This window comes from Pseudomonas sp. R5-89-07 (genome assembly GCF_003851685.1).
Classification (GTDB): Bacteria; Pseudomonadota; Gammaproteobacteria; order Pseudomonadales; family Pseudomonadaceae; genus Aquipseudomonas.
Window position 1 is genome coordinate 3,251,464 of sequence record NZ_CP027727.1, and the last position, 24,289, is coordinate 3,275,752.

General features: G+C 62.3%; 28 protein-coding genes. 15 read left to right on the forward strand and 13 right to left on the reverse strand.

Annotation, left to right across the window (positions count from 1 at the left end; all coding sequences use genetic code 11):
• Positions 1-4 precede the first annotated feature (4 nt).
• The 7 genes from C4J94_RS14900 to C4J94_RS14930 are packed head-to-tail and all read right to left on the reverse strand — an operon-like array spanning position 5 to position 6,454.
• Positions 5-829, reverse strand: a complete 825-nt coding sequence (locus tag C4J94_RS14900) for an amino acid ABC transporter ATP-binding protein (RefSeq protein WP_124386874.1) — start codon at positions 827-829, stop codon at positions 5-7.
• On the reverse strand, positions 816-1,499 hold the full coding sequence (locus tag C4J94_RS14905; RefSeq protein ID WP_124386875.1) for an amino acid ABC transporter permease: 684 nt from the start codon (positions 1,497-1,499) through the stop codon (positions 816-818). The genes C4J94_RS14900 and C4J94_RS14905 overlap by 14 nt, the downstream gene beginning before the upstream one ends.
• Positions 1,489-2,214 carry an amino acid ABC transporter permease gene (locus tag C4J94_RS14910; protein WP_124386876.1) on the reverse strand — a complete coding sequence of 242 codons (726 nt, stop codon included), beginning with the start codon at positions 2,212-2,214 and terminating at the stop codon, positions 1,489-1,491. Before C4J94_RS14910 ends, C4J94_RS14905 begins: the two co-directional genes overlap by 11 nt.
• Positions 2,211-3,413, reverse strand: a complete 1,203-nt coding sequence (locus C4J94_RS14915) for an aminotransferase class I/II-fold pyridoxal phosphate-dependent enzyme (RefSeq protein WP_124386877.1) — start codon at positions 3,411-3,413, stop codon at positions 2,211-2,213. The genes C4J94_RS14910 and C4J94_RS14915 overlap by 4 nt, the downstream gene beginning before the upstream one ends.
• On the reverse strand, positions 3,410-4,831 hold the full coding sequence (locus tag C4J94_RS14920; protein ID WP_124386878.1) for an FAD-binding oxidoreductase: 1,422 nt from the start codon (positions 4,829-4,831) through the stop codon (positions 3,410-3,412). The genes C4J94_RS14915 and C4J94_RS14920 overlap by 4 nt, the downstream gene beginning before the upstream one ends.
• On the reverse strand, positions 4,824-5,630 hold the full coding sequence (locus C4J94_RS14925; protein WP_124386879.1) for a transporter substrate-binding domain-containing protein: 807 nt from the start codon (positions 5,628-5,630) through the stop codon (positions 4,824-4,826). The genes C4J94_RS14920 and C4J94_RS14925 overlap by 8 nt, the downstream gene beginning before the upstream one ends.
• A gap of 2 nt (positions 5,631-5,632) precedes the next feature.
• Positions 5,633-6,454, reverse strand: coding sequence for a transporter substrate-binding domain-containing protein (locus C4J94_RS14930; RefSeq protein ID WP_124386880.1), 822 nt, complete (start codon positions 6,452-6,454; stop codon positions 5,633-5,635).
• Between the two features lie 242 nt (positions 6,455-6,696).
• Between C4J94_RS14930 and C4J94_RS14935 the strand changes: the two genes are divergently transcribed.
• Positions 6,697-7,548: a LysR substrate-binding domain-containing protein gene (locus C4J94_RS14935; RefSeq protein WP_124386881.1), complete on the forward strand. Its 852-nt coding sequence runs from the start codon at positions 6,697-6,699 to the stop codon at positions 7,546-7,548.
• Positions 7,549-7,626: 78 nt separating this feature from the next.
• A complete protein-coding gene (locus C4J94_RS14940; protein WP_124386882.1) occupies positions 7,627-8,772 on the forward strand; it encodes a MalY/PatB family protein in 1,146 nt (381 codons plus the stop codon).
• 34 nt (positions 8,773-8,806) lie between these two features.
• Here the strand turns inward: C4J94_RS14940 and C4J94_RS14945 are convergent, their stop codons facing one another.
• Positions 8,807-9,022, reverse strand: a complete 216-nt coding sequence (locus C4J94_RS14945; protein ID WP_065891026.1) for a molybdopterin-binding protein — start codon at positions 9,020-9,022, stop codon at positions 8,807-8,809.
• 100 nt (positions 9,023-9,122) lie between these two features.
• Positions 9,123-9,344 carry a hypothetical protein gene (locus tag C4J94_RS14950; protein WP_124386883.1) on the reverse strand — a complete coding sequence of 74 codons (222 nt, stop codon included), beginning with the start codon at positions 9,342-9,344 and terminating at the stop codon, positions 9,123-9,125.
• Between C4J94_RS14950 and C4J94_RS14955 the strand changes: the two genes are divergently transcribed.
• From C4J94_RS14955 to C4J94_RS14990, 8 genes are all read left to right on the forward strand, one after another.
• Entirely contained in the window at positions 9,343-10,299 is a 957-nt protein-coding gene (locus tag C4J94_RS14955; protein WP_124386884.1) for an aliphatic sulfonate ABC transporter substrate-binding protein, read from the forward strand. The two genes, C4J94_RS14950 and C4J94_RS14955, sit on opposite strands and share 2 nt — an antisense overlap.
• A 10-nt stretch (positions 10,300-10,309) precedes the next feature.
• Complete coding sequence (locus C4J94_RS14960) at positions 10,310-11,131, forward strand: ABC transporter permease (protein ID WP_124386885.1); 822 nt, start codon at positions 10,310-10,312, stop codon at positions 11,129-11,131.
• The gene (locus tag C4J94_RS14965) at positions 11,128-11,844 is read left to right on the forward strand and encodes an ABC transporter ATP-binding protein (protein ID WP_124386886.1); all 717 of its coding nucleotides are present in this window, start codon (positions 11,128-11,130) and stop codon (positions 11,842-11,844) included. Before C4J94_RS14960 ends, C4J94_RS14965 begins: the two co-directional genes overlap by 4 nt.
• A gap of 270 nt (positions 11,845-12,114) precedes the next feature.
• Complete coding sequence (locus C4J94_RS14970) at positions 12,115-13,365, forward strand: ribonucleotide-diphosphate reductase subunit beta (RefSeq protein WP_124386887.1); 1,251 nt, start codon at positions 12,115-12,117, stop codon at positions 13,363-13,365.
• Positions 13,366-13,517: 152 nt separating this feature from the next.
• Positions 13,518-14,006 carry a DUF1289 domain-containing protein gene (locus C4J94_RS14975; RefSeq protein ID WP_124386888.1) on the forward strand — a complete coding sequence of 163 codons (489 nt, stop codon included), beginning with the start codon at positions 13,518-13,520 and terminating at the stop codon, positions 14,004-14,006.
• Between the two features lie 49 nt (positions 14,007-14,055).
• The gene (locus tag C4J94_RS14980) at positions 14,056-14,976 is read left to right on the forward strand and encodes a class I SAM-dependent methyltransferase (RefSeq protein WP_124386889.1); all 921 of its coding nucleotides are present in this window, start codon (positions 14,056-14,058) and stop codon (positions 14,974-14,976) included.
• A 148-nt stretch (positions 14,977-15,124) separates the two neighbouring features.
• Positions 15,125-15,841, forward strand: coding sequence for a phosphatidylcholine synthase (gene pcsA / locus C4J94_RS14985; protein ID WP_124386890.1), 717 nt, complete (start codon positions 15,125-15,127; stop codon positions 15,839-15,841).
• A 192-nt stretch (positions 15,842-16,033) separates the two neighbouring features.
• On the forward strand, positions 16,034-16,813 hold the full coding sequence (locus C4J94_RS14990) for a TSUP family transporter (protein ID WP_124386891.1): 780 nt from the start codon (positions 16,034-16,036) through the stop codon (positions 16,811-16,813).
• On the opposite strand, the gene nudC is transcribed toward C4J94_RS14990, so the two are convergent.
• Together nudC and C4J94_RS15000 are read right to left on the reverse strand one after the other, a co-directional pair.
• Positions 16,781-17,614 (reverse strand): NAD(+) diphosphatase, encoded by an 834-nt coding sequence (gene nudC, locus C4J94_RS14995; RefSeq protein ID WP_124386892.1) that lies wholly within the window; start codon positions 17,612-17,614, stop codon positions 16,781-16,783. The two genes, C4J94_RS14990 and nudC, sit on opposite strands and share 33 nt — an antisense overlap.
• Before the next feature lie 5 nt (positions 17,615-17,619).
• The gene (locus C4J94_RS15000) at positions 17,620-18,432 is read right to left on the reverse strand and encodes a crotonase/enoyl-CoA hydratase family protein (protein WP_124386893.1); all 813 of its coding nucleotides are present in this window, start codon (positions 18,430-18,432) and stop codon (positions 17,620-17,622) included.
• Positions 18,433-18,616: 184 nt separating this feature from the next.
• Here C4J94_RS15000 and C4J94_RS15005 point away from each other — a divergent pair, with 184 nt between their 5' ends.
• The 3 genes from C4J94_RS15005 to C4J94_RS15015 all read left to right on the forward strand — a co-directional run bounded on the left by C4J94_RS15005 (position 18,617) and on the right by C4J94_RS15015 (position 20,940).
• Complete coding sequence (locus tag C4J94_RS15005; RefSeq protein ID WP_124386894.1) at positions 18,617-19,171, forward strand: UPF0149 family protein; 555 nt, start codon at positions 18,617-18,619, stop codon at positions 19,169-19,171.
• A gap of 91 nt (positions 19,172-19,262) precedes the next feature.
• Positions 19,263-20,519 (forward strand): 3-phosphoshikimate 1-carboxyvinyltransferase, encoded by a 1,257-nt coding sequence (aroA, locus tag C4J94_RS15010; protein WP_124386895.1) that lies wholly within the window; start codon positions 19,263-19,265, stop codon positions 20,517-20,519.
• 31 nt (positions 20,520-20,550) lie between these two features.
• The gene (locus C4J94_RS15015; protein ID WP_124386896.1) at positions 20,551-20,940 is read left to right on the forward strand and encodes a hypothetical protein; all 390 of its coding nucleotides are present in this window, start codon (positions 20,551-20,553) and stop codon (positions 20,938-20,940) included.
• A gap of 1 nt (position 20,941) precedes the next feature.
• Here C4J94_RS15015 and C4J94_RS15020 read toward each other — a convergent pair whose 3' ends face one another.
• A complete protein-coding gene (locus C4J94_RS15020) occupies positions 20,942-21,541 on the reverse strand; it encodes an NAD(P)H-dependent oxidoreductase (protein WP_124386897.1) in 600 nt (199 codons plus the stop codon).
• 72 nt (positions 21,542-21,613) lie between these two features.
• Between C4J94_RS15020 and C4J94_RS15025 the strand changes: the two genes are divergently transcribed.
• Positions 21,614-22,255 (forward strand): TetR/AcrR family transcriptional regulator, encoded by a 642-nt coding sequence (locus C4J94_RS15025; protein ID WP_124386898.1) that lies wholly within the window; start codon positions 21,614-21,616, stop codon positions 22,253-22,255.
• A gap of 204 nt (positions 22,256-22,459) precedes the next feature.
• On the opposite strand, the gene C4J94_RS15030 is transcribed toward C4J94_RS15025, so the two are convergent.
• Positions 22,460-23,131 carry a GNAT family N-acetyltransferase gene (locus C4J94_RS15030; RefSeq protein ID WP_124386899.1) on the reverse strand — a complete coding sequence of 224 codons (672 nt, stop codon included), beginning with the start codon at positions 23,129-23,131 and terminating at the stop codon, positions 22,460-22,462.
• 173 nt (positions 23,132-23,304) lie between these two features.
• Here C4J94_RS15030 and C4J94_RS15035 point away from each other — a divergent pair, with 173 nt between their 5' ends.
• Positions 23,305-24,156, forward strand: a complete 852-nt coding sequence (locus tag C4J94_RS15035; protein WP_124386900.1) for a CAP domain-containing protein — start codon at positions 23,305-23,307, stop codon at positions 24,154-24,156.
• The last annotated feature ends 133 nt before the right edge of the window (positions 24,157-24,289 follow it).

The window sequence follows — 24,289 nt, forward strand, 5'->3', positions numbered from 1 at the left end:
CGGGTCAGACAGACAGGCTGTAACGGCTCAAATTGGCCAGCAGGTAGGGGTCGTGGACAGTCGGGCCACGGCGCCCCGAATCGCCCAGGGCATGGCGCAGGAACGTCTGGGTGCGCTCGCTGGCCGGGTTCTGGAAGATCTGTACGGCGCTGCCGTGCTCGACAATCACACCGTTTTCGGTGAAGTACACGACATCGCTGATCTCTTCGGCGAAGCGCATTTCGTGAGTGACAAGCACGCACGTCATGCCTTCCTCGGTGAGCTCGCGGATCACTGTCAGCACTTCGCCGACGGTTTCCGGGTCGAGTGCCGAGGTCACTTCATCGAACAGAATCAGCTCCGGTCGCATCGCCAGGGCACGCGCGATCGCCACGCGCTGCTGCTGACCACCGGACAGTTGGCCAGGGTAAGCATCAGCTTTGTGCTCCATGCGCACCTTGGCCAGCAGCGCCCGCGCGTCCTTTTCCGCATCGGCACGGTTGCGCCCGAGCACCTTGCGCGGGGCGATCACCAGGTTTTCCAGCACCGACAAGTGCGGGAACAAGTTGTATTGCTGGAAGACAAAGCCGACGCGCTTGCGCAGTGCGATGCGCTGGGCTTCCTGCGCCAGCGTTTCGACCTGCGTCTGGCCCACGCGGATGATGCCGCGCTGGGGCTGCAACAGCCCGGTGATGCAGCGCAGAATCGTGGATTTGCCCGAGCCCGACGGGCCGATGATAGAGACCGCCTGGCCGCGCAGCACTTCCAGGTCAATACCCTTGAGCACCGGGTTGTCACCAAACGACAGGTGCACATCGCGCAGGCTCACCAGCGGTTCAATAGAAGGCATAACGGCGCTCCAGGTGTTGGGTGAGTCGTGAGATCGGGTAGCAATAGGCAAAGAACAGCACCAACAGGCTCAGGTAGATCACCACCGTGAAACCGGTCATGTTCACCGTGTTGCTGGCGATCTGCGCGGTGTCGATCACGTCATGCACCCCCACCAGCGAGGCCAGTGCGGTGCCCATGGTGACCACCGCGTACAGGTTCATCCAGGGCGGCAACATGCGCTTGAAGCACTGCGGCAGGATGATCGAGCGGAACAACTGGCCACGGGTGAAGGCCAGCGAGCGCGCTGCTTCCCACTGGGTGCTGGGGATCGAACCGATGGCGCCGCGGAAGATCTCCGCCACGTTGGCACTGGCCGGCAACGCCAGGCCGAGGGTGACCTTGACCCAATCGGGAAACGACACGTAGCTGCTGCCGATGCGGATCTCGAACGGAAACACATAGGTGGTGAAATAGATCAGCACCAGCCACGGCGCATTGCGAAATACTTGCACCCACAGCCGCGCGACGAACCCCAGGGGCGACAGCGCCAGTGCGCCGATCAACAGGCCCAGCACCGAACCGATGGCAATCGCCAGCAGGCTGATCAGAATGTTCTGGCCAAACCCGGCCACCAGCGCCGGTGACCATTGCAGCAAGGCCGACAGCACCGGGAATGAATCAATGGCCATAGCCGGGCATCCTCAGGCGCGCTTCAAGCCAGCGCCCCACGCAATTGACGATAAAACTCAACAGGCCGAAAAAGCCCAGGATCAGGATCATCAGCTCCAGCACGTTGTCGCTCTGGGTCCAGATCATGATCGCCGCGTAGGTGATATCGCCCACCGCAATGGCCGAGGCCACGGCGGTCATTTTCACCAGGTCGATCAGGTTGTTGATCAGCGACGGCAAGGCAAAGCGCAACGCCAGCGGCAGTTGCACGTTCCACAGCAATTGGCGGCGGCTGAAGGCCAGGGAACTGGCGGCCTCCAGCGTCACGGCGGGCACCGCCTCGATGCCGGCGCGCAAGGCTTCGGCATGAAACGCGCCCTTGTGCAGGGAAATCACGATCACCACCCAGGCGAACGGCGTCAGCGGGTTGGCCGCGCCGACCGCCTGGGTCAGCAGCATGTTCAGCACCAGGAACGCACAGTACAGCTGCACCAGGGTGGGTGTATTGCGCGTAACTTCGATGAATACCCGCGCAGGCCTGGCCAACCACGGGTTGCCCGAGGTGAGCAATGCCGCCAGGCTGATGCCCGCCAGCAGGCTGCCAATGACAGTGAACAGGCACAGCAAAGCGGTGGTCAACGCACCCTGCACCAAGGAGCCGCGCTGGTAGGCGTCGAGCAGGAAGTTGTAGTTCAGGCCGATGTCGGCGGCCCAGTGCACCAAGAGTTCCATCATTGCAACTGCCCGCACGCGCTGGCGATACGTCGCGCGGCTTCAGCCACGCTGTCAGTCGCCGTGGCGATGGACAGGCGAAACCACGGTGACAGGCCATAGCCGCTGCCCGCCACCACCGCCACGCCCTGCTCCAGCAGCCAGGCGACGACGTCGGCGTCGTTGTCGATACGCAGGCCATCCGGGCGCAGGCGTCCCAGCAGCCCGGCGCAGCGCACAAAGACGAAGAAGCCGCCTTGGGGCTCAAGGACTTCCAGGCCGTCAACCTGCCTCAGCGCCTGGACCAGCCGGTCCCGACGCAACTGGTAAGTGGCGACCTGTTCTGCGAGAAAATCCAGCCCGCCGGAATACGCCGCCAACGCGGCGGCCTGGCCCACCGAGGAAGCGCCGGAAGTGGACTGCGATTGCACCACCACCATGGCGTCGGTAAGGGTTTGCGGCCCCGCGCCGAAGCCGATACGCCAGCCGGTCATGGCATAGGTCTTGGACACCCCACCTACCAGCAGGCAACGCGCTTGCAGGTCCGGGGCCACATTCAACAGGTTCTGCACCGGGCGGCCGTCAAAACGAATGTGTTCATACAGTTCGTCCAGCAGGATCAGCACCTGCGGATAGCGGCGCAGCACCTCGGCCAACGCGGTCAGCTCGGCTTCGCTGTACACCGCGCCACTGGGGTTGCCCGGACTGTTAAGGATCAACCAGCGCGTGCGTGGGTTGACGTGCCGTTCCAGTTGGGCCGGCAGCAGCTTGCAACCCTGCTCCAATCCACATTCGATCAACACCGGCTCGCCGCCGTTGAAGCGCACGCTGTCCGGGAACGATGGCCAGTACGGCGTCGGCACCAGCACTTCGTCGCCGTCATCCAGGGTAGCGGCGAAGGCATTGAAGATGATCTGCTTGGCGCCATTGGCGATCACAATCGATGCCAGCGGATAGTCGAGGTGATTCTCCTCGGCCAACTTGCGCCGTACCGCAATGCGCAAGGCCTTCACGCCCGGCGTCGGCGTGTACTTGGTGGCGCCGCCTGCAATGGCTGCATAGGCGGCCAGCTTGACAGGTTGCGGCGTGTCGAAATCCGGCTCGCCGGTGGTGAGGTCGAGGATATCGCGCCCGGCCTCGCGCAGTTCGGTCGCGCGGGATTTGGCGGTGGCGTTGGCCGACAGCGACACCCGTTGCACGCGTTGGGACAGGCGCACAGTCATGGCTGTACCTCGAGGACTTTGCCGGGGTTGAGCACGTTGTGTGGGTCGAGCGCTTGCTTGATACGGCGCATCAGATCCAGCTCCACAGGGCTTTTGTAGCGACCCAGCAGGCCGACCTTGCGCTGGCCGATCCCATGTTCAGCACTGATCGAGCCGCCATGGGCATGGGCGCTGTCGTGCACCAGCGCGCTCAATTCGGTGTAGTGCGCCATGTGCGCCTCTGCCGTCGAATCCAGCGGATGCGCCACGTTGTAATGCAGGTTGCCGTCGCCCAGGTGGCCGAAGGTGAAATGGCGCACACCGGGAAAATGCTGCTGGAGCAGTGCATCGGTGTGAGCCACGAAGGCCGCCACCTGGGAAATCGGCACCGAGATATCGTGCTTCATGGTGTGCCCGGCACGTTTCTGCGCCTCGCTCATGTTCTCGCGCAGCAGCCACAGGGCCTGGCTTTGCCCCAGGCTCTCGGCGATCAGGGCATCGCTGACCAATTGCTGCTCGAAGGCGTCGCCCAGCACCCGCTCGAAGGCTTCGCGGGCATGGCTTTCGCCATGGTTGTCCGAAAGTTCGATCAGGGCGAACCAGGCTTGGCTCGCGGTTTTGAACGGCTGCGGGCCCTGCGGGAACTGGTCGCGCAGCAGGGCCAGGCAATTGGCGCTGAGCAACTCGAAGGCCGTCAGGTTAGCGCCGAAACCGGCACGGGCATGGGACAGGAACGCGACGGCCTGGGCCAGCTCATCGAACGCCAGCAGCGCCGTGGCCTGGGCCAAGGGCTGCGGGAACAGCTTCAAGGTCGCGGCGGTGATAATGCCCAGCGTGCCTTCGCTGCCGATGTAGAGATCGCGCAGGTCGTAGCCGGTGTTGTCCTTGCGCAAACCGCGCAGGCCATGCCAGATCTGGCCTTGCGCAGTCACCACTTCCAGGCCCAGGGTCAGTTCGCGGGTATTGCCGTAACGCAGTACCGCCGTGCCACCGGCGTTGGTGCCGAGATTGCCGCCAAGGGTGCAACTGCCTTCGGCTTCCAGGCTCAGGGGAAACAGGCGACCTGCCGCGCGCGCAGCCGCCTGGACGTCGTGCAGGATGCAACCGGCTTCCACCGTCAAGGTGTCATTGTCAGTATCGACCTCGCGCACGCGATTCATCCGGTCCAGCAACAGCAACACCGCACGCCCACTGGCATCCGGCGTGGCGCCGGCCATCAGGCCGGTGTTGCCGCCCTGCACCACGACCGGCGCCTTCACTGCCACACAGGCACGCACCACCGCTGCCACTTCTTCAGTGTTGGCCGGGTGCACTGCCGCGACGACCTGGCCGGTGTAGCGCCCTTGCTTGTCGGTCAGGTAATGCGCCGCCTGCGCGCTGCTTTGCACATGGGCGCTGCCGAGCAGATGTTGCAGGGTGGCGAACAGCGCATCACTCATGGCTGTACTGCTCGTGCAAATCGCGCAGGGCCTGGGACGGCGCCATGCCGGTGCGCTCGCCCAGGGCAATCAGGAAGCCGCTTTTATGCCAGCCCTTCACGATGGCATCGAGCCTGGCTTGGGTGTCGTGCTCGCCTTTGCGAATCCAGATCACCGATTTCGACGGAATCAAGTCCCCCGGCAACGGGATCTCATAACCGGCCCACTCGGCATCGCTGAGCAATGCGTGCATGGTCGGGCTGACGTGCACCGCCGCCACACAGCCATTGCCGCGCAACGACAGCAGCGATTCGGACTGGCTGCGGAATGCCTTGATCTGCGCGCCGTAAGTCTCTTGCAACGGCTTGATGAAGTTGCTGCCCTGGGACACGCACACCGGTTGGTCCTTGAGGTCGGCCCACTGTTTGATAGCCGAACCTTTGCGAATCAACGCCGCACCGCCGACTTCTTCGTACGGCGTGGGCACGTAGTCCAGGATCTCGGCGCGCTCTTCGGTGAATTGCATATTGGCGATCAGAATGTCGACTTTGCCCTGCTGCAGAAACTGCACACGGTTGGGTGCCAACACCGAAACGGTGTTGGTCTCGACACCCAGCGCCTGGCCGACGGCCTTGGCCAGTTCCACGTTGTAACCCAGGTGCTCGCCGGTCTTCGGGTCGAGCGTGCCGAATGGCGGCCCGCTGAGGATCACCCCGACACTGATGGCGTGGCGCTGGCTGATCTTGTCGAGGGTGGCGTCGGCATGCGCGAAGCCTGCGCACAGGGCCAGGCCGAGGGCGGCCAGGGTTTTGATCTGCATGCTCAGGCGCCCTTGAACTGTTGCTGCAATTCCACCAGCGCCGGCGATGCCGGGCTGATGCGGTTGCGCGTCTGGGCTTCGATCAGCCAGCCGCTGCGGTGCAGTTGCTTGATGATCGGGTCGAGCTTGGCCTGGGTGTCGCTTTCGCCGCGACGCGTCCAGATCACCGACGGCGCCGGGTTGAGTTCCGGGCCTATGACGCGGTAGTCCTTCCATTCGGCGTTGTCGTGGACCAGCGGGTTGATCAGGGTCGAATCATGCACCGCCGCGACGCAGTTGTTGCCGCGCAGGGCCAGCAGCGATTCGGAGGAGCTTTTGAACGCCTTGATCTGCGCACCGAATTCGGTCAGCGGTTTGACGTAGCTGCTGCCCTGGGAGGTGCAGACAGGCTGGTCCTTGAGGTCTTCCCAACGCGCGATTTTGCTGTCCTTGAGCACGGCCGCGGCGCCGCCGATACGGTAGAACGGGGTGGGCACAAAGCCCAGGATCTCACCGCGCTCGGCGGTCCATTCCATATTCGCGATCAGCAGGTCAACCTTGCCCTGCTGCAGAAACTGCACACGGTTGGCGGGCAGTACCGGCACCAGTTGCACCTGGGCCTGGAGCTGGCGGCCCAGCTCGTTGGCCAGGTCCACGTTCAAGCCCTTGGGCTGTTGGGTCGTCGGATCAATGCCGCCGAACGGCCCGCCGGACAACAACACGCCGACCACCAGCACATGGCGCTGCTCGATCTTGTCCAGGGTCGCATCGGCCTGCGCCGCCACACTGGCGCCCAGGGCGATCATCGACCCCAGGGCCACCGGCAACCATTTCTTCAACTTCATTGGATTTCCCCTGAGGAGTGATCGGCGTAGCCCCGACCTGATGGAGTGGCATGCTAGGGAGAGTGGCCGGGCAACGGAAATGCAGATATCTCATATCGTTATAACTCGACGTAGATGCACAACCTTCGATTGCGGAATAACCCCATGTTTACTGGCCCGGTTAAAAATACGCCTCACACATACATAAAAAACGCTAATGTTTAACGTCACACCCTTGATATAAACCGTCTCCGGAACCGGCCATGTCGACCCTCGACCTCGAACTGCTACGTACTTTTATCGCCGTGGTCGACCACCACAGCTTTGCCGAAGCCGGCGTGCACCTGGCCCGCACCCAATCTTCCGTGACCCAGCACATGCAGCGCCTGGAGCAGCAAGTGGGGGTCAGCCTGTTCGTCAAGCGCGGTCGGCAAAAGCAACTGAGCGAGCCCGGCTTGCAGTTGCTGCGCCATGCGCGCCAGATGCTCTCGTTGAATGACGAAGTGTTGAATTCCCTGCGCGAAAGCAGCCTGAGCGGTGTGTTGCGTATTGGCTCGCCCCACGACATTGCCGACACCATCCTGCCGCCGATCCTCAGCCACATCGCCCGCTCCGCGCCGCGCCTGCGCCTGGAAATCGATGTGGGGCGCAGCCCGTTCCTGATGGACGACCTGCACCGGGGCAAGGTCGATATGGTGATCTCCACCCGCTCCGACCCGAGCCTGGAGGGGTTTGCGTTGCGCACATCGCCGGTCTGGTGGATTTGTTCGGCGCAGTACATCCACCAGCCCGGCGAGCCGTTGCCGTTGATTCTGGTGGACGAGCCCAGCATCTACCGGCGCTATGCGCTGGAAGCGTTGGAGCGGGCCAATATTGCGTGGCGCCAGGCGTATCTGGCGTCGAACCTGATCGGGATCAAGGCGGCGACCCGCGCCGGGCTGGGGGTGACGCCGCGAAGCATGGAGATGCTCGGCCCGGACATGCGCGTATTGGGCGAAACGGATGGATTGCCGCGCTTACCGGAGGTGACCTACTACCTCTGGATCCGCCCGAACACGGCCAATCCGCTTGCCAGGAAGGCGTACGACTTGATTCGTGGCAGCCAGGGGTTGTAAAGACGCTGCTGGCAACTGGATCTTATCCCGTTAGAATCACCGGCCTATTCCGCCTGCCTTCCTGATACGAGCCCCTCCATGAGCTTTGATTTCGACACGATCCACCCACGCCTCGGCACCGGCAGCACCAAGTGGAGCCGCTACCCGCAAGACGTTTTGCCGATGTGGATCGCCGACATGGACATCGCCGCCCCACCTTCGGTGCTGCAAGCCTTGCGTGAACGCCTCGACCAACAGATTCTCGGCTACAGCGTGGCTGGCCCGGATGTGCGCGAAGCCGTCATCGCCGACTTGTGGGCCAAGTACGCCTGGCGCGTACACCCTGAAGAATTGCTGTTCCTGCCCGGCGTCGAACCGGGCTTCAACATGGCCCTGCATGCCTTTGTGCAACCCGGCCAGCCGGTGGTGCTGCAAACCCCCAACTACCGGCCGATTCGCCTGGCGCCCGCTCACTGGAACTTGCCGCGCATTGAACTCCCGTTCGAGTTGATCGAGGATGAATACCGCACCCCCCTGCCCGCGCTGCGCCAGGCGCTGACCGGCGCCGGTGCGCTGCTGTTGAGCAACCCGCACAACCCCATCGGCAAAGTCTTCCCACGCGCAGAACTGTTGGCGGTGGCCAACGCCTGCCTGGAAAGCGGCGCGCTGATCATCTCCGACGAAATCCACGCCGAGCTATGCTTTGACGGCCGTCGGCATATCCCCACCGCCAGCCTCAGCGACGAGATTGCCCAGCGCACCATCACCCTGATGTCGGCGAGCAAGGCCTACAACGTGGCCGGCCTGAAGACCTGTTTCGCCGTGGTGCAGAATGCCGAGATGCGCGAACGCTTCAACCAGGCCCGTTGCGGCATGGTCGACAGCGTCAGCCCGCTGGGCCTGGAAGCCACCCGCGCCGCCTACAGCCAATGCGGCGAATGGCTGGAAGCGCTGGTGCAATACCTGCAAGCCAACCGTGATTACCTGCTCAATGCCGTCCAGACCCGCCTGCCCGGCGTGGTGATGCATGCGCCACAGGGTACTTTCCTGGCCTGGCTGGACTGCAGCGCCCTGGGCCTGGATGACCCGCAACAATTCTTCCTGGAACAGGCCAAGGTCGGCTTGAGCGCCGGCATTGAGTTCGGTGATGACTGCCAGCAGTTCGTGCGCCTGAACTTCGGCTGCCCACGGGCGATGCTCGAAGAAGGCCTGCAGCGCATGGAGCGTGCCTTGCACCAGCGGTGATCTGCGGCTGTAGGCGCCGGCTGACTGGCGCCTGCTACAGCTTGGCGATAGACACTTCGGTGGACTTCACAAAGGCGATGACTTCACTGCCCACTTTCAACTCCAAGTCGCGCACCGAGCGCGTGGTGATCACCGAAGTGACGACGCCGGACGCAGTTTGTACGTCGATTTCCGACACCACTTCCCCTAGCAGGATTTCCTTGATAACGCCTTTGAACTGGTTGCGCACGTTGATCGCTTTGATGGTCATGTCGGCTTTCCTTTTGGCTGTTGAGTCAATCCGCACGAATGCGCAGGCCCTCAAAGTGCGCCATCCAGAAGAACAATAAAAGGAATATATAACTCTTTATTTATTCGATATGGATATATAAAGACTGTTGCTCCAGCAACAGCACTTCAACAAATTGCACCCTTGCACCACAGCGTCCAACCGATACCAACCCGCAAATGCGTGGCAAAGCACATGGCACAGAGACTGCATATTCCTTAAAAGCATGAAGGAGCATGCCGAATAATTTTCTGAATATAAGAAAAGCCTCTCTAAACGCCTCACGTGCCTGGAGCTGTTCCATGAACCCCTTCGCCAAACGCTTACTCGGCGCATGCGCCCTCGCCCTGTGCCTGCAACCGCCGGCCCAGGCCGCCGAAACCGACCCCGCGCAGGTCAATCTCGACTACGCCTACTACTCGCCCGTCAGCCTGGTGCTCAAGCACTTCGGTTGGCTCGAACAAGCCTTGCCGCACTCCAAGGTTGGCTGGGTACTGAGCCAGGGCAGCAACCGTTCGCTGGAATACCTCAACAGTGGCGGCGTGGATTTCGCCTCTTCCGCCAGCCTGTCCGCCGTGCTGAGCCGCGCCAATGGTAGTCCGATCAAATCGGTGTACGTGTACAGCCGCGCCGAGTGGACGGCCCTGGTGGTGCGCAAGGATTCGCCGTTCAAGAGCGTCACGGACCTGAAAGGCAAGAAAATCGCCGCCACCAAAGGCACCGACCCGTACCTGTTCACCCTGCGCAGCCTGCAACAGGCCGGGCTGAAAAAGGACGACGTGGAACTGGTGCACCTGCAACATCCGGACGGCCGCACCGCCCTGGAAAAAGGTGATGTCGACGCTTGGGCCGGCCTCGACCCGCATATGGCCGCCAGCGAAATCCAGGCCGGTTCGCGCCTGCTTTACCGTAACAAGGACTTCAACAGCTACGGCGTGGTCAGCGTCACCGATCAATTCGCCAAGGCGCATCCTCAGACCATCACCACGGTACTGGGGGCCTACGAAAAGGCCCGGGACTGGGCGATAAAGCACCCGGATGAGTTCGCCAAGCTGCTCGCCGACGAATCCGGGCTGCCGTTGGAAGTGGCCAGGCTGCAGCTGTCGCGTACCGACTTGAGCACGCCGTTCTTGAGCAGCAAGGATGTGCTCGCGTCCAAGGCGGCCGCGCCGATCCTGGTGTCCGAAGAGCTGGTGCGCAAAGGGGTGAATGTGGACCAGGTGATCGACCAGTTGCTCGACACCTCGTTCGGTCAGTAAGGAGCCCCTGATGACCAGCAAAACCCAAGCCTTGCCCCTCACCGCGCCAACGGCGATCAATCGCAGTGCCTGGCCGCGCCGGCTCAAGGGCCTGGTGGTGCCGATACTGATTCTGCTGGTGCTGGAGGCGGTTGTGCGCGTGGGCTGGCTGCCGTCGTACCAGATGCCGGCGCCCAGCGAGATCGCCGTGACCCTGGCGGACCTCGCCGAGGGCGCGCTGTGGAAGCACATCAACGCCAGCCTCGTGCGGGTGCTGCTGGGCTTTGCCATCGGCGCCAGCCTGGCGCTGGTATTTGCCGCCTGGGTGGGCTTGAGCCGCGAGGCCGAGGCCTATCTGGAACCGACCTTCGCCGGGCTGCGCTCGATCCCGAGCCTGGCCTGGGTGCCATTGCTGCTGCTGTGGCTGGGCATCGACGAAACCTCCAAGATCGTGCTGATCGCGATTGGCGCGTTCTTCCCGGTCTACCTCAATGGCGTCGCGGCCATCCGTGATATTGATCGCAAGCTGGTGGAAGTCGGGCAAATGTATGGTTTCAATCGGCGGCGCCTGGTGCGTCGCATCCTATTGCCTGCGGCCCTGCCCGGCCTGTTTACCGGGTTGCGCAGCGGCCTGAGCCTGGCCTGGATGTTTCTGGTGGCAGCCGAGCTGATCGCGGCCACCAAAGGGCTGGGTTACTTGCTCAGCGATGGGCGGGAAACCTCGCGGCCGGATATCGTGCTGGCGGCGATCATCGTGCTGGCGCTGCTTGGCAAGGTCAGCGATGGCCTGCTCGCGGCGCTGGAAAAGCGCTGCCTGGCCTGGCGCGACACCTTTCAGGGAGCCGGACAATGAGCGTGCAACCCCTGCTGGACATTCACGTGGCGCGTAAAAGCTTTGCCAGCGGCATCGTGTTGAACGATGTGCGCCTGGCGTTGCAGCCGCGCGAAGCCGTGAGCCTGCTGGGGCCCAGCGGGTGTGGCAAAAGCACTTTGTTGCGCATCGTCGCGGGGCTGGACACCGACTACCAGGGCGAACTGCGCAGCCCCGACGGCGAAGTGGCCTTCGTGTTCCAGGAGCCACGGTTGATGCCGTGGCTCACGGTGGAACAAAACATCGGATTCAGCGCGGACAATCACTACGACAAGGCCTGGGTCACACAGTTGATCGAAGAAGTCGGTCTCAAGGGCTTTGCCCAAGCGCTGCCCAAGGCGTTATCCGGCGGCATGGCACAACGGGTCGCCATCGCCCGCGGCCTGTATTCACGACCGCAGGTGCTGCTGTTGGATGAACCGTTCAGCGCCGTGGATGCGTTCACCCGCATGAAACTGCAGGACCTGCTGCTGCAACTGGCCGACCATCATGCCATCGCCCTGCTGCTGGTGACTCACGATGTGGACGAGGCGCTGTACCTCAGTGACCGGGTGCTGGTGATGGATAACCGGCCCAGCAGTATCCGCCAGGCGCTGGCCGTGGATTTGCCGCACCCGCGAGACCGACGCGATCCAATATTGGCGCAGCTCAAGGCGCGGTCGCTGACCGAGCTGCAACGCGCCCACGTCATCTGACGCCCGCCTTTTACCACTCAACGATCAGGCCAGGGGGCCGCGGGTGATGCTCGCCTCCCCTGCGACGTCACGTCCCGACTTGTCCGTTGACCATCGACGAGACACACCATATAGTGTGCCCACAAACAGATCAAACCACTACATAGTGTGCAGCATCGGTATTTACCGACCATACTATGAGCGGTATTTCAATGCCTTTAAGCTTGCAAACCCTATTATTTTTTGGACGGTTCCACTGGCCGTCAGAACAGACCGCAAGGGAGTATTTCAATGCTGAGTTGGGATGAAGTCGACAGCGAAGACACCACTGCAGCCGTCGTCAAAGGCGCCAACGCCGGCCATGCCAGCGAAGCCAACATGGACCGCCTCGACGGTGCCGGCGCTGCCGCCGCCGTTGAAGCCCGCGCCGTCACCGCCAACGACTCCGCCGCCATCGTGCGCGCCAAGGCCGCCCTGGACAAGCTCGACGTCGCCGAAGGCCTCGCCGAGCTCGAAGGCGCCTCCGCCCGTGTCGCCGTTGACGAAAAGCGCATGATCAACTGCCGCGCCGACCTCAACCAGCTCGTGCCTTTCAAGTACGACTGGGCCTGGCAGAAATACCTCGACGGCTGCGCCAACCACTGGATGCCGCAGGAGGTCAACATGACCGCCGACATCGCCCTGTGGAAAAACCCCGAAGGCCTGACCGACGACGAGCGCCGCATCGTCATGCGCAACCTGGGCTTCTTCTCCACCGCCGACTCCCTGGTCGCCAACAACCTGGTGCTGGCCGTCTACCGCCTCATCACCAACCCGGAGTGCCGCCAGTACATCCTGCGCCAGGCCTTCGAAGAGGCGATCCACACCCACGCCTACCAGTACTGCATCGAATCGCTGGCCATGGATGAAGGCGAAATCTTCAACATGTACCACGAGATTCCATCGGTCGCGAAGAAAGCCGCCTGGGGTCTGAAATACACCCGTTCGATCTCCGATCCGAAGTTCGAGACCGGCACCGTCGACACCGACAAGGAGCTGCTGCGCAACCTGGTCGCCTACTACTGCGTGCTGGAAGGCATCTTCTTCTATTGCGGCTTCACCCAGATCCTGTCCATGGGCCGCCGCAACAAAATGACCGGCGTGGCCGAACAGTTCCAGTACATCCTGCGCGACGAATCGATGCACCTGAACTTCGGTATCGACGTGATCAACCAGATCAAGATCGAAAACCCACACCTGTGGGATGCCGAGATGAAGGAAGAAGCGACCCAGATGATCCTGCAAGGGACCCAGCTGGAAATCGAATACGCACGGGATACCATGCCGCGCGGTGTTCTCGGCATGAACGCGGCGATGATGGAGGATTACCTCAAGTTCATCGCTAACCGTCGCCTGTCGCAGATTGGGTTGAAGGAAGAGTACCCAGGCACCACCAACCCGTTCCCGTGGATGAGCGAGATCATGGACTTGAAGAAAGAGAAGAACTTCTTCGAGACTCGTGTGATCGAGTACCAGACCGGCGGCGCGCTGAGCTGGGATTGATGTAACAGCACAGATCCAAAATGTAGGAGGGGGCTTGCTCCCGAATAGCGGTGTATCAGTCACAGTTGCTTTAACTGAACCTCTGCTATCGGGGGCAAGCCCACTCCCACATTGGGAGCGCGGTGTTCCATAAACTTTGCAATTTGTCCTTTATGCCCAACCAAACCATCAAGACACCCTGTATAGGCCTGTGTTCCACCGTCTACGGTGACTTGGTCTGCCGCGGCTGCAAGCGCTATCACCACGAAGTGATCCAGTGGAACGGCTACAACGCTGAAGAAAAACAGGCGGTGTGGCTGCGCCTGGAGCAGTTGCTGGTGCAGGTCATGGCCAGCAAGCTGGAAGTGTTCGACCCGCAGCGTCTGCGCCAGCAACTGGAAGACCGCAAGATTCGCTTCATGCCGCACCAATCACCGTATTGCTGGGCCTACCAGCTGATTGCCCGAGGTGCTCGGGTGATGTCCAAGCTGGACGCCTATGGGCTGGCGCTGCTGCCCGAGTTTCGCGAGCGCAACCTCACCGACTTGCGCGATGCGATTGACCGGGAGTTCTTCCTGCTGTCCGAGGCGCATTACGAGCGCTACATTGCGCCGGTATTCATGCGCGAATCCTTTGGCCCAGCCCTGATCGCCACGCTCTGACGCGCAATTGTGTTTAAAATGCCGCCCGCTCAACGACCGACGCCCACCGATGACCCCAGACGCACTCGCCACCCTGCACGCCCATCTGCTCACCGCCCTGGCCAGCCCTCCCGCTGAAACCCGGCGCCTGTTTCATGGCCGTGGCCGCTGCTGGCCGGGCCTGGAGCAACTGACGGTGGACTGGCTGCAAGGCGTGGTGCTGGTGGCGCTGTTCAAGGAAACCGCGCATCTGGAGGCTTTGAAGCAGCAGCTGTTGCAGATCGACTGGGCCGGCTTCGGCGCCCATACCGTCGCGCTGCAACACCGCTACCTGCCGCAAAGCACCACCGAGTGGCTGGTGGGCGATGCCATCGACGAGCTGACCATCACCGAAGGCGGCCTGCGTTACCTGATCGACCTGGGTAAAAAGCAGAACAGCGGCCTGTTCCTCGACATGCGCTATGGGCGTAACTGGGTGCGCGAGCAAGCCAGCGGCCAACGGGTGCTGAACCTGTTTGCCTACACCTGCGGCTTCTCGGTAGCCGCTATCGAAGGCGGTGCCGACCACGTGGTGAATCTGGACATGGCCCGTGGCGCCCTGAGCCGTGGGCGTGACAACCATCGCCTGAATGGTCATGACCTGGGCAAGGTGACTTTTCTGGGCCACGATCTGTTCAAGTCGTGGGCCAGAGTCACTAACAGCGGTCCCTATGACCTGGTGATCGTCGATCCGCCCTCCTTTCAGAAAGGCAGTTTCCTGCTGACCAAGGATTACCAGCGCGTACTGCGCCGCCTGCCGGATTTGCTCACGCCCCAGGGTACGGTACTGGCGTGCATGAACGATCCGGCCTTTGGCGAAGACTTCCTGATCGACGGCGTCACCCGCGAAGCACCGGGCCTGCGCTTCGTCGAACGCCTGGAAAACCCGCCGGAATTCCCCGATATCGATGCGCAAAGTGGCTTGAAGGCCCTCGTGTTTCGCCAGGGCTGATGCCGAAACGTCCTACGCTTGCTACGCTAAGCCATACGCCGGGCGGTGAACCTTATCCCTGCCTTCCCGGTCGATACCTGCATTCCCCGGCCAGACTCGACCGCGTTACGCCGTCGGCTGCCCCGTTTGATCCTTTGGAGAACCGCCCGTGATATCGACCCTGCATGTAGCCAGAATCAAAGCCTGGGGCGCCCACGGCTTTACCGCCACCGGTGTGGTATTGGCATTCCTGGCCACCCTGGCGCTGCTGGAAAACTCACCCAAGGCCTGCCTGCTGTGGCTGGGCCTGGCACTCGTGGTGGATGGCGTCGATGGCTCCCTGGCGCGACGGGTCAACGTCAGCACAGTGTTGCCCAGCTTTGACGGCTCGGTACTGGACCTGGTGATCGATTACCTCACCTACGTGTTCATCCCCGCACTGTTTATCTACCGCTACATCGACCTGCCGGAATTTACCCATTTGTTCGCGGTGTCGGTGATTTTGGTGTCGTCGCTGTTCTGCTTCTGCAACGTCAACATGAAGAGCAAGGACAACTATTTCGTCGGCTTCCCGGCGGCCTGGAATGTGGTGGCTTTGTGCGTGTACATCATCCAGCCCGACGCGTGGATCACCCTACTGACCGTGATCGGCCTGGCGCTCCTGACCGTGACGCCGATGAAGTTTCTGCATCCGTTCCGGGTCAAGCGGTTCATGCCGATCAACATCGCCGTGACCACGATCTGGCTGCTGTGCAGCTTTCTGATGGTGGTGGATTACCCGAACACCAACCCGTGGACCTTCGGGCTGTGGTCACTGATGTCGGCATATTTTCTGGGCATTTGCATCTGGCGCACGGCGCTGGAGTGGATGGGCACCCACAAATAGCCAGACAAACACGGTTAAACCTGTGGGAGGGGGCTTGCCCCCGATGACGGTGGGTCAGCAACACTTGAGCTGACTGATACACCGCTATCGGGAGCAAGCCCCCTCCCACAGTTGGTTCACTCATTTGGATCTGCGTACATTCGGCAGGTAAGATGGCGGCCTTCTGTGCCCACCCAACAATAAGCCCTGCCCATGCCCTTCGAACTCAGCGTTGACCTGACCACCCTCGCCATTCTCGCCGTCGTGGCGTTTATCGCCGGCTTCATCGACGCCATCGCTGGTGGCGGTGGCCTGCTCACTACCCCTGCCCTGCTGACCGCCGGCATGCCACCGCACCTGGTGCTGGGTACCAACAAACTCAGCTCCACCTTTGGCTCGGCCACCGCCAGCTTCACCTTCTACCGGCGCAAGCTGTTCCACCCGCGCCAGTGGGTGCATGCCATCGTCGGTACGTTGGTCGGCGCGCTGACCGGCGCCGTGGTTGCGCATTATTTGCCCGCCGAGACCCTGAACAAGATGCTGCCGGTGATCGTGTTCGCCTGCGGCGTGTACCTGCTGTTCGGCGGCACGCCCAAGGCACCGCTGGACGCCGAGGCACCGATCAAGAAGAAATGGCAGGCCACCCAGGGCTTCGGCCTGGGTTTCTACGACGGCGTAGCCGGGCCTGGCACCGGCGCGTTCTGGACCGTGAGCACCATGCTGCTGCACCCAATCGATCTGGTGAAGGCCAGCGGCGTGGCGCGCAGCATGAATTTTGTCAGCAACGCGGCGGCGCTGACGGTGTTTATCATCAACGGTTCGGTGGACTGGGTGGTCGGCCTGGCCATGGGGATTTCGGTGATGGGCGGCGCATTCTTTGGCGCACGCAGCGCAATCAGCGGCGGCGCCAAGTTCATTCGCCCGGTCTTCATCACCGTGGTGCTCGGCCTGACAGTGCGCTTAGCCTGGCAGCACTGGTTCAGCGTGGCCTAGGCGACGGGCGACATAGAGGTCGATCAGGTACCGCGCAATCGAGCGTGATGCCGGCAACGGCGGCAGGTCATGGATGTTGAACCACTGCGCGTCTTCGATTTCGTCGGCCTGGGGCACGATATCGCCACCGGCATACTCGGCATGAAAGCCCAGCATCATCGAATGCGGGAACGGCCAGCACTGGCTGCCCATGTACTGCAGATTCTTCACCTCGATCTGCACTTCCTCACGCACTTCACGGATCAGGCAGTCTTCGGCCGACTCGCCCGGCTCGGCAAAGCCGGCCAGGGTGCTGTAGACCCCAGTAACAAACCGTGGCGAACGCGCCAGCAGAATCTCATCGCCACGGGTCACCAGCACGATCATGCTCGGTGAAATCCGTGGGTAGCTGCGCAGGTCGCAGGGTTGGCAGTACATCGCCCGCTCCCGTGTCACCTGCACCATGGCCTGGCCGCAACTGCCGCAGAACCGGTGCTCGCGTGCCCAGGTACCGATCTGCGCGGCGTAGCCCAGCACTTTGTACAGGGTGTGATCGCCTTGCAGCATGAAGCCGCGCAGGCCCTGCCAGCTGCAACCCGGCACTTGGCCTGCACCGTCGACTTCGAGCAGGTACACCGGCTCGCCATCGAGGTGCCCGATGCCGTGTTCGGCAAACACCGACAGGTCCTGGCGCTTGAGCCACTCCCGAGGGAACAAGGGCCCGTTGGCATCATGCAGAAAGCCATCGCGGCTGCGGGCAACCGCCCAGCCGCCGGTGGCGTCATTATCCAGCAGCGTTGTGGTAATCCAGCCTGAGGTCATATCGATCAATCCACGAATTCGGGAGCCTGTTTGCTCATATGGGCCGCGATGGCCACGCGCAAGTCGTTGGATTGCAACATAGCCGAGTTCCAGGTGGCAACGTATTCCAGGCCATCATTGATGGTGTGATCGCGCATATAGCTGATCATCGCCTTGGTGCCGGCCACGGCAATCGGCGACTTGGCGGCGATTTCATGGGCAATGGCCATGACGCCCGCCAACAGGCTGGCCTGGTCGGCAAACACCCGATTGACCAGGCCGATGCTGCGCGCTTCTTCGGCGCCAAACTGACGCCCTGTGTAGGCCAGCTCACGCAACATCCCGTCGCCGACGATGCGCGGCAGGCGCTGCAGGGTGCCGACGTCGGCGGCCATGCCAATGTCGATCTCCTTGATCGAGAACTGCGCGTCCTCGGCGGCGTAGCGCATGTCACAGGCACTGATCAGGTCAATGGCGCCGCCGATGCAATAGCCCTGGATCGCCGCCAGGACCGGCTTGCGGCAGTTGTCGACCGCATTGAACGAGGCTTGCAGTTCGAGGATCTTGCGCCGCAGCAGGCGCGCATTGCGGCCCACGTCCTTGCCGAACTCATTGGCCACCGAGGCCAGCAGCATCAGGTCGATGCCGGAGGAAAAGTGCTTGCCGGCACCGCTGAGCACCACCGCGCGCACGGCATCGGTGTCTTCGACCCACTGGAAGATGTCGATGATTTCGCTCCAGAACGCCGCGTTCATCGCGTTGATCTTTTCCGGACGATTGATCTGCACATGGGCAACGTTGCCGCTGAGTTCGACGACGAAAGCTTGGTATTCGGACATGGCAGTGATCCCTGACTGGCGAGTGATAAGGCCCGAACTATAACAAGGGTCAGCAACGGCGCATCGGCCAAAAGCGGGACTCGCGGCCGGGATGGAAAAGACGCTGGATAAAACCCCGCGCACACGCCATCCTTCGCGCTTTAAGCCGCCTGACTCGCGGCGTTCGACGTTTAAAGGACCTGCCATGCACGCCCAGCCCCTCACCATCGCCGAGTTCGACCTGATCGAAGAAACCCTGCTCAAGTACGGCGACGACCATTCGGTGCTCAACGTCGCCGAACTCGACGGCTACTTCACCGCGCTGGTGTCCAGCCCGACGCAGGTAGATATCGCCGAGTGGTTCCCCGCCATCTGGGGTGGGCAGAACCCGGCCTGGGAAAGCGCTGAGGAGGCCGGGGCTTTCCTGGACCTGTGCGTGCGCCACCTGAACACGCTGGCGGCGCAACTGGTCGGTGATGCCCAGGGCTTCAAGGCGCGCTTCGATGAGAAAGAACACCAAGGCCAGTCCGTTACCCTCGCCGAAGAATGGTGCTTTGGCTACATTCGTGGCGCCGCCATCGGCAACTGGCCGCCGTTGCCCGCGGAACTTGCGACTCAGTTCGAGAAAATCTCCTGGTGCGCCGAACAGGATAACTTCGAATTACCGGCAGACCTGGATGTGCCAGCCCACCAGCAACGGGTCGGCGAAATCGAACCGGCTGCCCGGACGCTGCATGATTACTGGCTGAGCAAGCGCTAAATCTCGACAAGCACCGCACCTTTGGCTGATTATTCGGGTCCGCCCCGTCGGCCACTCCATGCCACCTCGTCTTGATCAGGAGCCTTGTCCCTTGAGTTCGCAGAAAACCGTGACCGTTACACCGCCCAACTTTCCCCTCAATGGCAAGGTCGCGCCGCCCGGCTCCAAGTCCATTACCAACCGCGCCCTGCTGCTGGCGGCCCTGGCCAAGGGCACCAGCCGCTTGAGCGGCGCGCTCAAGAGCGATGACACTCGCCACATGTCAGTGGCCCTGCGGCAGATGGGCGTGACCATCGACGAGCCGGACGACACCACCTTCGTGGTCACAGGCAAAGGCAAACTGCAATTACCGGCGCAGCCGCTGTTTCTCGGCAATGCCGGTACCGCCATGCGCTTTCTCACCGCCGCCGTGGCCACCGTGCAGGGCACCGTGGTGCTGGACGGTGACGATTACATGCAAAAGCGTCCGATCGGGCCACTGCTCGCCACCCTCGGCCAGAATGGCATCCAGGTCGACAGCCCGACCGGCTGCCCACCGGTGGCCGTGCACGGCGTGGGCAAGGTCCAGGCCAAGCGCTTCGAGATCGACGGCGGCCTGTCCAGCCAGTACGTCTCGGCGCTGCTGATGCTCGCGGCATGTGGCGAAGCGCCGATTGAGGTTGCCTTGACCGGCAAGGACATCGGTGCCCGTGGCTATGTGGACCTGACGCTGGACTGCATGTGCGCCTTTGGCGCCCAGGTCGAAGCCATCGACGACACCACCTGGCGCGTGGCCCCGACCGGCTATTCCGCCCATGATTACCTGATCGAACCCGATGCCTCCGCAGCCACCTACCTGTGGGCCGCCGAGGTATTGACCGGGGGCCGCATCGACATCGGTGTCGCCGCCCAGGACTTCACCCAGCCGGACGCCAAGGCCCAGGCGGTGATCGCCCAGTTCCCGAACATGCAGGCCACGGTGGTGGGCTCGCAGATGCAGGACGCCATTCCGACCTTGGCGGTGCTCGCTGCCTTCAACAATACCCCGGTGCGCTTCACGGAACTGGCCAACCTGCGGGTCAAGGAATGTGACCGCGTGCAGGCGCTGCACGACGGCCTCAACGAAATCCGTCCGGGGCTGGCCACCATCGAGGGCGACGATCTGCTGGTGGCGGCCGACCCGGCGCTTGCCGGCACGGCGTGCAACGCATTGATCGATACCCATGCCGACCACCGCATCGCCATGTGCTTTGCCCTGGCCGGGCTGAAGATCCCGGGCATCCGTATTCAAGACCCGGATTGCGTGGCCAAGACCTATCCGGAGTACTGGAAGGCCTTGGGCAGCCTGGGCGTCACGCTCAGCTATTAAGGCACAGCGCAGGTTTAGGGAGGGCATGCACATGACCATTCGCCAACCCTGCCCACCCGGCGTCTGTGACTGCGAGCGCGAACGCTTGCTGGAGGCGCCCGGTGCCGACCTGCGCATCCTCCACCTGACACGCCAGGAAGAAAAACGCCTGCTCGAGCGCCTGGAAAACCTCAAGAGCCTGCAGGACCTGGAGCATATGCAGCAGCGGATGTACGACCAACTGGGCATCCGCCTGCATATCGCGCCGGGCCACACCGAGGTCAAGAGCATGCGCGGGATCCAGATCGTCATCGACGAACTGCCCGGCCTGTGTCGCAAGACTCGGCAGTCGATTCCGGCAGCGATTCGTCGGGGCATGGAGAAACAGCCCGAGATTGCCTACCGCTTGCTGGATGCCCACGACCTGTTTCGCGACGCTTGAATCACCCCGCTACCGTCTCGCGCTCGAACAGCTCCTGCCCCAACGCCCTGGCCCTGTGCAGATGCGGCTGGGCCGTCTCGCTTTCCGACTCCAGCAACAACTCCGAGGTCAGCACCTGCGCTCCGCAGTAATCAAAGATCCCGTAATCGATCTGCGTGCGCATGGCCGTGGCATAACCGTGCCGGTCGAAGGCGCTTGCATCCGCGCCGCCCAAGGCCAGCAGATGCACCTTGAGGTGGCGCAACTTCTTGGTCACCGGCGTATCAGGGCCGTAATCGATTGCCCAGCCGTTGACGAAGACGCGGTCGACCCAGCCCTTGAGCAGCGCCGGCATCGACCACCAATAGATCGGAAACACCAATACCAACGCATCGGCGCGCTCGATGCGTGCCTGTTCGGCCAGCACATCCGCCGGCGGCGTTTCACGGTTTCGGTGTACGCGGTGGTCGGCGGCGGTGTAGCGAGGGTCGAAGCCTTCGGCCGCAAGGTCCGCCAGTTCAAACGTGTGACCGCAGGCGTCCAGGCCGGCGCCGACGTGCTCGGCCACGCTGTGGGTAAGGGATTGCGGGTTGTGATGAGCCACAACGATGAGTGCATGCATGACATTGACTCCTTTTAGGCTTAAGCTACTTTTAGTAAGTTAACGCCCTTAAGTTACTTTTGGTATATAAGCATGTCAAGCGAACAATCTCCTGCCCCGCGTCGGCGCCTTTCCCGCGAGGAACGTCTGCAGCAGTTACTGGAAACAGCCTGGCAACTGGTGCGCGAAGAAGGCACCGACGCCCTGACCCTGGGTCGCCTTGCGGAGATGGCCGGGGTAACTAAACCGGTGGTCTACGACCATTTCGTCACGCGTTCGGGCTTGCTGGCCGCGCTGTATGAAGATTTCGACGGGCGCCAGAATCAGGTGTTTGTCGACGCCATCGAAGCCAGCAGCGCGACGCTTGAAGCGCGTGCGTGGGTGATCGCAGCGTCCTATGTGGATTGCGTGCTGCTGCAGGGTCGCGAAATTCCGGGGGTGACGGCGGCACTCAGTGGCTCGCCGGAGCTGGAAGCCCTCAAGCGCAAGTACGAGGCGGTCTTCCTCGACAAATGCCGCGATGCCCTCGCCCCCTTCGCACCGGGTGGCAGGCTTTCCCGGGCGGGACTGCGCGCCATGCTGGGGGCTGCCGAGGCCTTGTCCCATGCCGCGGCCAGCGCAGAAATCAGCCGTGAAGAAGCGCAGCAGGAATTGCTGGAAACCATCCTGGCGATGGTCAAGCGCGGCGCATGTGGGAGGGAGCCTGCTCCCGATAGCAGTGGTTCAGTCAATTAATAGTGGACTGACACACCGCCATCGGGGGCAAGCCCCCTCCCACATTTGGATCTGGGCAGCCTCAAGACTGCATCAAACCTTAACGTTTCACCTGGCTGGCGGCCGCATGCGACATCTGCAACACCACAAAACCAATGTGGGAGGGGGCTTGCCCCCGATAGCGGTGGTGCAGTCAATTCATAGATGACTGACCCACCGCCGTGCTCAGGCCAAGCGTGCGTCCACAAACCGCTGCACCTTGCGCGTCAATTGGTCCAGGTGTCGGTCGCGCTGTTTTTCCGCGTCCACCATCGCCCGCTTACCGTGCTTTTGCAGCAGGTAGGTATGAATTTGCCGCACTTCCAGCGAGCTATATATAGCCGCCACGTCGAGCACGCCCATCAAGCCATCGGTGCCATAGTCCCGCGTATTCATCAGCACCTGGGTACCGCGCGCGCCACGTACCTTGAAGCCCATGGCTTCGAACGCCGGGACCTTCTCCACCGCGCAGGCCAGCTCCGCATGGGGATAGCGCGCCAACACGTCACCCAGCATGGCCCGGGCCACGCCCTGGCGCCTGAAACCCGCGTGCACGGCCATGAATGCCACGCCGCAGGCTTGAGGGTCATCCTTCACCGGCAGATACAGGCAGAAGCCAACCACTGTCTCGTCCTGCATCGCCACCACCAGTTCAACGGCGATGCCTTTCGATCCGTCCAGCGCCTCCAGGTACAGGTGCACCTCAAAACCGATGGCGTACTGGTAAATGTTGTAGAGCAGGTTACTGGGCGCCAGTGCCACGCTGCTGATGTCGGTGAGGTTGTCCACCACCATCTGCAGGATCTGGCTGTTGACCGGTTCGGGGCACGGCGTGGTGTAGCGGGTAAGGCTGTACATGCACATTCCTGGGTTTCTACTTCAAGGCACGGCAATTGTACCTGTTGCGCGCCGCGTAGCCGGGTTCCCAAGTGCCGACGTTCAACAATTGCGCAAAAAAGTTCGGACCAACGGGTGCATGCATGCACCTGGATCGCGCATCATGGGCACTTTCAAGCTCAAGGGTAACGTCCATGCGCGTTCTGTCATTGATGATGGGTCTTACGACGCTGGCCGCCAGTACGGTGTTCTGCGCCAGCGCGATGGCGAATGAAGAAAGTCAGTTGGTACAACAGATCAACCAGTACCGCAGCCAGGTGCAGCGCTGCGGCGACCAGGGTTCCCAGGAATTGCCGCCGCTGAACAGTGATACGCGGCTGGTGCTGCCGGCCTCCAATGCCGGCGACTTGCAGCAGTCGCTGGCGCGGGCCGCGTACCCCATGGTCAACGTACAGGCCATCAGCCTGTCCGGGCCAAAGGATGCCGAAGCCGCCATGAAAGCGGTGCGTGAAAGCTTTTGTCGCGTGGTGCTCGATCCGCAGTTCGTCGATATCGGCGTCAGCAACAGTGGCCAGGACTGGCGCATCGTGCTGGCCCGCCCGCTGCTGACCAGTGGCCTGGGCGATTGGCAGACCGAAGGCCGCAAACTGCTCGACCTGATCAACGCCGCCCGTGCCCAGCCGCGCCAGTGCGGCACCGAAGCGTTCACCGCGACCACGCCGCTGTCGTGGAACGACGACCTGGCCGGCGCCGCCAACAGCCACACCCGCAACATGGCCAACGGCAACTTTTTCGATCACCTGGACCACGACGGCCGCACCCCCGGCGACCGCGCCGAGCTGGCCGGGTATATCGCGAAAAACATCGGTGAAAACATCGCCGCCGGCCTCGATACGCCGCGCAAAGTCCTCGACGGTTGGCTCGCCAGCCCCGGCCATTGCGCCAACCTGATGAACCCGCAATTTCGTGAATTGGGCGCAGCCTATGCGATGGACCCGAAAAGCGATGCAGGCATCTATTGGACGGGGCTGTTCGGCACCCAATAAAAATTGGCCGCCGGCCCGCTCGGCCGGTCAAATGCACGGTGAAATCAAGGTGCTATCAGGCGATAATCGCGCTGAACTGATCAGGGGCATTTCGGTCTGTTGCTAGTCAGTCTGATCTTCAAGGCTTAACAGC